General features: G+C 30.6%; 8 protein-coding genes. All 8 read right to left on the bottom strand.

Translation table 11 applies throughout. The features are described 5' to 3' along the window. On the bottom strand, positions 1 to 945 hold a 945-nt coding region (locus B2671_RS00325; protein WP_346868608.1), incomplete at its 3' end, for a S66 peptidase family protein. Positions 946 to 1,118: 173 nt separating this feature from the next. Beyond that, entirely contained in the window at positions 1,119 to 1,640 is a 522-nt protein-coding gene (locus tag B2671_RS00320; protein ID WP_346868607.1) for a GNAT family N-acetyltransferase, read from the bottom strand. Positions 1,641 to 1,670: 30 nt separating this feature from the next. Further along, a complete protein-coding gene (locus B2671_RS00315) occupies positions 1,671 to 2,468 on the bottom strand; it encodes a class I SAM-dependent methyltransferase (RefSeq protein ID WP_346868606.1) in 798 nt (265 codons plus the stop codon). 219 nt (positions 2,469 to 2,687) lie between these two features. Then, entirely contained in the window at positions 2,688 to 3,569 is an 882-nt protein-coding gene (locus B2671_RS00310) for an aminoglycoside 6-adenylyltransferase (protein ID WP_346868605.1), read from the bottom strand. 1 nt (position 3,570) lies between these two features. Next, positions 3,571 to 4,260 (bottom strand): 5'-methylthioadenosine/adenosylhomocysteine nucleosidase, encoded by a 690-nt coding sequence (locus tag B2671_RS00305; protein WP_346868604.1) that lies wholly within the window; start codon positions 4,258 to 4,260, stop codon positions 3,571 to 3,573. A 19-nt stretch (positions 4,261 to 4,279) separates the two neighbouring features. Beyond that, complete coding sequence (locus tag B2671_RS00300; RefSeq protein WP_346868603.1) at positions 4,280 to 4,873, bottom strand: GNAT family protein; 594 nt, start codon at positions 4,871 to 4,873, stop codon at positions 4,280 to 4,282. An 82-nt stretch (positions 4,874 to 4,955) separates the two neighbouring features. Then, on the bottom strand, positions 4,956 to 5,429 hold the full coding sequence (locus B2671_RS00295) for a GNAT family N-acetyltransferase (RefSeq protein WP_346868602.1): 474 nt from the start codon (positions 5,427 to 5,429) through the stop codon (positions 4,956 to 4,958). An 11-nt stretch (positions 5,430 to 5,440) separates the two neighbouring features. Further along, complete coding sequence (locus B2671_RS00290) at positions 5,441 to 6,268, bottom strand: DUF2785 domain-containing protein (RefSeq protein WP_346868601.1); 828 nt, start codon at positions 6,266 to 6,268, stop codon at positions 5,441 to 5,443. Between the last annotated feature and the right edge of the window lie 170 nt (positions 6,269 to 6,438).

The following is a 6,438-nucleotide window of genomic DNA, read 5'->3' as shown; positions in this document are numbered from 1 at the left end:
CTCACACCCTATTGGTAGGGTAAACATAGGATGTGTATGGCAACAATCAAAGTCTGCGATAAATGGTAGTCTTTTACCTCCCAACACTTCTAATAATATTTCATATGGTTTTCTACCTGTATTTAAATCATTAAATATTTCATGCTTTCCAAGGATTATTCCCGAAATTCTATCAAAAACACCATTTACTTTTAAAAAAGAAAAACTTCTTTCTATTGTTGCAACATCTTTTAAAGAATCCTCTATAAAAAGTATGTCTCCCTCCTTTATTTCTGGCATGTACTTGCTCCCCCATATACCTTGCATTGTATTCAGATTTCCACCTATTACTCTACCTCTAGCAACCCCTTCATAGATCGTAATCCATCTATTTTCTCTCTCTTCTTTGCTTCTATCTTGTGTTTCCCAATTAACATATTCATCTGTCCAATATTGTGGAATTTCAAAAACATAAGGAATTTTTATTTCATCCATTGTAATTTCTTTAAAATATCTATAAGTAGAGTCAACAAAGGGTGATAATTCCCCAAATGAAGCTACCAATGCAGGTCCATAATAAGTACTTATCCCTGTTTGTTCATAAATAGCCAGTAGAATTGCTGTAACATCAGAATAACCTATTATTATTTTAGGATTCTTTTTAAATGCTTCATAATCTATATAAGGAAGGAGTGAATTTGAGTTCATTCCTCCAATAGTGGACATTATACATTTTACTTCGGGATCTCTAATTAAATTATTTAACTCCTCTGCCCTCTCTTTGATACTACCTGCCCTATAGAAATCGTACTTTCCTGTTAAGTTTCCTTCTACTATTTTAAATCCTTTATCTTGTAAATATTTCTTTGCTCTTTCAAATCTTTTAGGACATGAATATGTTATTGGTGATGATGGTGAAAAAATACCAATATAATCACCTTTTTTTAATTTTTCTATCCTATTCATGTGAATTCCTCCAGTCGAATAATAACTTCATTCCTTTAATTCTTGTAGACTTTATCTTTCATATTATTTATATCACTATAGTTCATATATCATATATCATATACCAATTAAATAGATATCTTAAATAATATACTTTTCCATAGCTATCTGTGGTAAAAAGAAATCCTTTCCAATTAAAGTTCTATCCAATATCTTAATACCTCTTTACCTGATTCCTTTGAAATTACAGTATTTTCTAACCTTCCACCATTGTACTCAATTATCTTTTTAGAACCAATATTATCAAAGTCACATGTTACTAAAACTGTTCTATGTCCTAACACCCTTGCTTTTTCCAATATTAAATTTAATATTAACTTTCCATATCCCTTTCTTCTATACCTTGGTGATATATCATAACCAATATGTCCACCTTCTTCATAGTTTGTCTCATTAAGCTCATATCTTAATCTAACAGTTCCTAAAATATCCTTGTTTTCATTTAAAAGCCACCATTCTGATGATGCAACGTGTCCTACTTCTAGATTAACTCCCTTTTCCCTCTTCTTAAGATAATCTAAATAGCTTTTAAAATCATAATTTGCTCTAGAATACCTTCTATCAATCACATCTTCTTCATTTTTATTATAGTCATTAAACATTTCAATAAATTTTTCCTCAAGACAGAGTTCTGGCTGTACCAAATCAATCATCATTTACACCTCAATTCACAATGAATTTAATATTTACTTCTCCGCTACAAATAAAAGGTGGTTACTTGTACCTAAAAACTCAGGCTTTTCACAGCAATAATAATGATAGTTAAGCCACTTACTATAACTTTCCTCATCCATATTATTTATTTTATCTGTCAAGAGTTCACTTAATCCATCTGTAGCAACCTCTGACGTAATTTTTAAGTCAGATTCTCTTAATAGCTTTCTACACTGGTCTACTGTATGGAAAACAAAAGGAAAGTCTACAACTTTAAAAGTATCATGATTATAGTTATTTCCCTTTAAAAAATCCTCATCATAGAGCATAGTTTCCGTAGTAATAACCATGTCATTTGATATAAAGGCAAAGAACATCTTTCCATCCTTCTTACAAACTCTTTTTACTTCTGCTATACACTTCATCCTATCTTGAATTTTTGACAAATGATATAAGGGACCAAAGCATAATACAATATCATAAGTTTTATCTTTAATCATAGGTATATTCATTGCATTACCTTGAAATACTTCCATGGACATTTGAGAATCAACTTTTCCCTTTATTTGCATAACATGTTTTTCAACTAGCTCAATGGCAGTTACATCAAATCCCTTTTTTGCAAAGTACAAGCTATATTCTCCTGTTCCAGCTCCTAAATCAAGTATTTTCATACCTGGTATAAAATTTTTTTCAATCTGCCTTACTGTTGTTAAAAACTCCACTTGCCTTGCCTTTGTAGATAATCTTGAACCTTCATCAAAAATATCATAAAGAGCTGAAACTCTATCATCTTCCTGTTCTATCTTTGAAATATCCTCTATCTTCATCTAAATACCACCTTACCTAAAATTGTGAGTCTGCCCTCTTTGTCCTAAATTTCTATAGTTCTAGCTCCATTACCTCATTCTTGATTGAAAGCCTTACTATTCATATTCATGTTGCCATCTCATTTCTGCGAGAACTTCCAAATCCTCTTATCTAGCTAATCTACATATCATATTCTCCTATGCTCCTTTGTGATTTTAAAAATCAAGGCTAACTTATAATTAGTATATTTCTGCAGCATCCCTCGGTAATTCTTTGATATGCTTTATAAACTCAAAGCTTCTTTTAGCTTCTTCATAATTATATTCATATCCAAATATTTTACCTACTTCAGGTGCAATCTCTTCAAATAACTGGCATGTTGTAATTAATGCATTCCAAGATGAATCATAATCACTCATATTAAAGGTACTCATTAACCTTGTCCATACATCTAAATCCAAATATTCTTTTAAATATTTATTTGCTTTCCCTATACTTACTTTAAATTCTGTTTGAATACCAACCTTCCAAGATAACATAGTTAATAATTCTTGTCGTACATAACTATTCATTACTTCTATTGTAAAAAGAACTTCTTCTCTCCAAAGTCCTTTTGCACAGTATGGTGCTACCCACCAAAAATTATTACATCGACTAAAATATTGTCCATAGGTAGGTCTTTTAACCCAATAATCTTCATCAGTTGTTGATGGTATTTGTGGTAAACAGCTGTCTTTATCAAGTAAAGGAACAGTTAACTTATCTTTTCCATATTCCTTTATTAGCATCTCCATAGGCTGAATATGCAAGTCAATTCTATTTCCATCTGTAAACTGCATTAAATAAGTATAACCATTTTTAAAATCAACATCTATTCCTTGCATTTTATCAAGCTTATCAGGTTCTTGGAAAATAATTGGCTCACCAAAAACACTTGTCCATCCTTCATCTCTCAGAAAAGATTCTGTTTCAGTAACTACATAAACAATGTCATAGTCCTGAAAAATGTCTTTTTTTACATTAGGATTCGCCCGAGAACCATTCATATAAACAGCTCTAATTCGGCTATCTCTATTTGCAACACTCAATATTAAATCAAACATTTCCTTTTCAGTTCTCATGTTATATCCACCTCATTTCTAATATTTTTTTAACCATATTAATTGAGTTATTTGATGCTGATACACAGTACTTTTCAAATACTTCTACCCCACACTGATCTTCTGTATCTGTTATAGACCTTATTGCTATGAATGGAATATTATTCACGTAACACACATGAGCAATACTTGCCGTTTCCATATCTACACAAAGTGGATGATATTTAGAAATTATTTCAGTACGACCATTATCACTTATAAAGGCTTCTCCAGTAACAATTCTTCCAAAGAATATTTTTTGAGTGAATGTATTTTTATCTATCATTTCTCTACATAATTCAATCAGTTTACTGTCTGCTTTGAAATATATACTTTCCATCCATGGATGATATTCAGTCAAGATACCTTTATCCACATCATGATATGCTATTTCTGTTGAAATAACAGTATCTCCAATATTTAATATATTATCTATTCCTCCTGCTACCCCTGTTACAATAATATGAGTAACATTGAATTTATCTATTAATATTTGAGTTGCAATGGCTGCATTAACTTTACAAACACCACAATACAATGCAACAACATCTCTGTTTTCATATATACCACTGTAAAATGTCAGCATAGCAACATTTTCTACCTTTTTATTAGAAATCTCCTCAATAAAAGGCATAATTTCATTTTCCGTAGGTCCAATAACCCCGATTTTCAAAAACTCTCCCCCTAATTATTTAGTTAAAATAATTCTTCTTTAATATAGCTAATACAATATCATCCACAAACTCACCTTTCATAATGGTTCTTTCTCTAAAAATCCCCTCTTGAACAAAGTTTGCTTTTTTTAGAGCTTTTACAGAAGCTTCATTACCAAGGGTTACAGTAGCTTCTATTCTATTAAAGTTCATTACTTCAAATCCGAATTTCACCAAAACCTTTATAACTTCAGTTGCATATCCTTTATTCCATTCATCACGATTAAATCCATATCCAATCTCGCTTCTTATTGAAGCATCATCAAAGCTCCCTAAATTACAATATCCAATGATTTTATTATCATTCTTTCTTGCAACCCCCCACGTAATCTCTTCTTTATTTTTAAATTCATTTTTGTAATGATTTATTATGGATAGTGCATCATCTTTAGTATTAATGGGTGTAAGCCAGTCATATTTAGCAACTTCTGGATCACTATAAATCTTAAATATCTCTTCTACATCTTCTGGATTTACCTCTCTAAATATTAATCTATTAGATTCCAATTTTGGAAATACATCAAAGCACGACTTGTCAATTTTCATTTCATGCATAATATTATGACTTGTCACTTAGTATCACTCCTCTTTTTTTAAATTAGGCAAGTTCGAACTATCTTATAATTTTCAAATTACTTCTAGTAAATAATCAATCTTATATTTTACATATCTTTTCATAACTAACAAGTGTCATTCCTTCATTTATCGGTATTAGATCACCAACTTTTTTATATCCTAATTTTTCGTATAGATGACAGTTGCCCTTTTCCTGAAGTATTGTATCCAAAATCCACTTCTGTGCTTTAGGATAATGACTTTCTATTTGTTTCAATGCTTCTTGTGCAATTCCCCTATTTTGGTATTCTGGAAGAACACATAAAGCTGATATCTTATAAGTCATTTCCGCTAATTCTGTTACTCTAACCCAGCCAACATTAACGTCGTTCAGTTTAAAAATATAAGCAGTAGTATTGGCTCTATCCATCTTTTTTTTAACCATATCAATACTTTCCATTGCAGGATTTACATCATAATCATGATATTTGTCAAGCAATTGTTTAAATGACCTTTTCTGTATATCATGGACAACATCTGCAATATCACTTGAAATCTGCATCACCTTTAGCATTTCTACTCCTCCTATTTAAATCTACTTATTTCATTCAATACTTCTCTAGCCGTATTTGCAATATTCTCATATTTAGGTATATCAATTAGTCTAAAGTACAGGCTTTTCAAAAATACATTTACATTAAAAGCAATGACTAAATCTTCTGGATATCTTCCCACTTTTTCTATTTTGTTGAACCCCTTAACCCAAGCTTCTATTTCTTCTATTGGTATTATTTCTCTTTCCAATATAGATTTAACAGCTGTAATTATACGTTCATCCTCAAAATGAATGTAACCATAATAATTTATATTTATCTTTTTATAAAATGCATCTAGTATATTTTTTAATCTCTCATATCCAATTTCTTCACATCTAGCAAACTCATCAAGAGCATCAGCACCATGGGCAGCTCCATGAGCCCAGCCTTTAACTTCTACATATCCTCTAACATCCTTATCTTCATTATAAAATTTCAAAAGAGTATCAAAGGCTTTTTCAATATCACTTTTGGATAAGAACTTATCCCTTCTATGTCTATAGATGCATGCTGCAACTATTTCACTTGAGAATGTTCTACAGAAAACTGAATCATCAATGTTACCTAATCCCTTAAGAACATGCTTTTCATCTAAAGCTATCCACAATAGTTTATAAACCTGCTCATTTGATAACTGATTTTCATCTATCCAGGTAAATAAATTTGATAGTATAAGGTCATCACGTAATTCACTATCAACATTTCCTATATTGTCCATCAATTTTAGGGATAACTCATATGGATTAACCCCTTCTGGAACTTTATATTCATTTTCCTTTATACTCTTTAACAATTGTTTTAATTCTTGTTTTTCCAACTTATATTTCTCCCCTTTAACCTTTTATTAAATCCCCGTAATACGTCTTTAATCTATATATAAATCCATAAGAATTTCATCATCATAATTTCCATCTATGTTAAAGAAATTTCTATGAACTCCCACTTTTTTAAATCCAAGCTTCTCATAAAGATGTTGAGCTTTTTTAT

This window comes from Clostridium sp. UBA5119 (assembly GCF_002414285.1).
Taxonomy (GTDB): Bacteria; Bacillota; Clostridia; order Clostridiales; family Clostridiaceae; genus Clostridium_J; species Clostridium_J sulfidigenes.
This window is presented reverse-complemented; position numbering and strand designations above follow the sequence as displayed.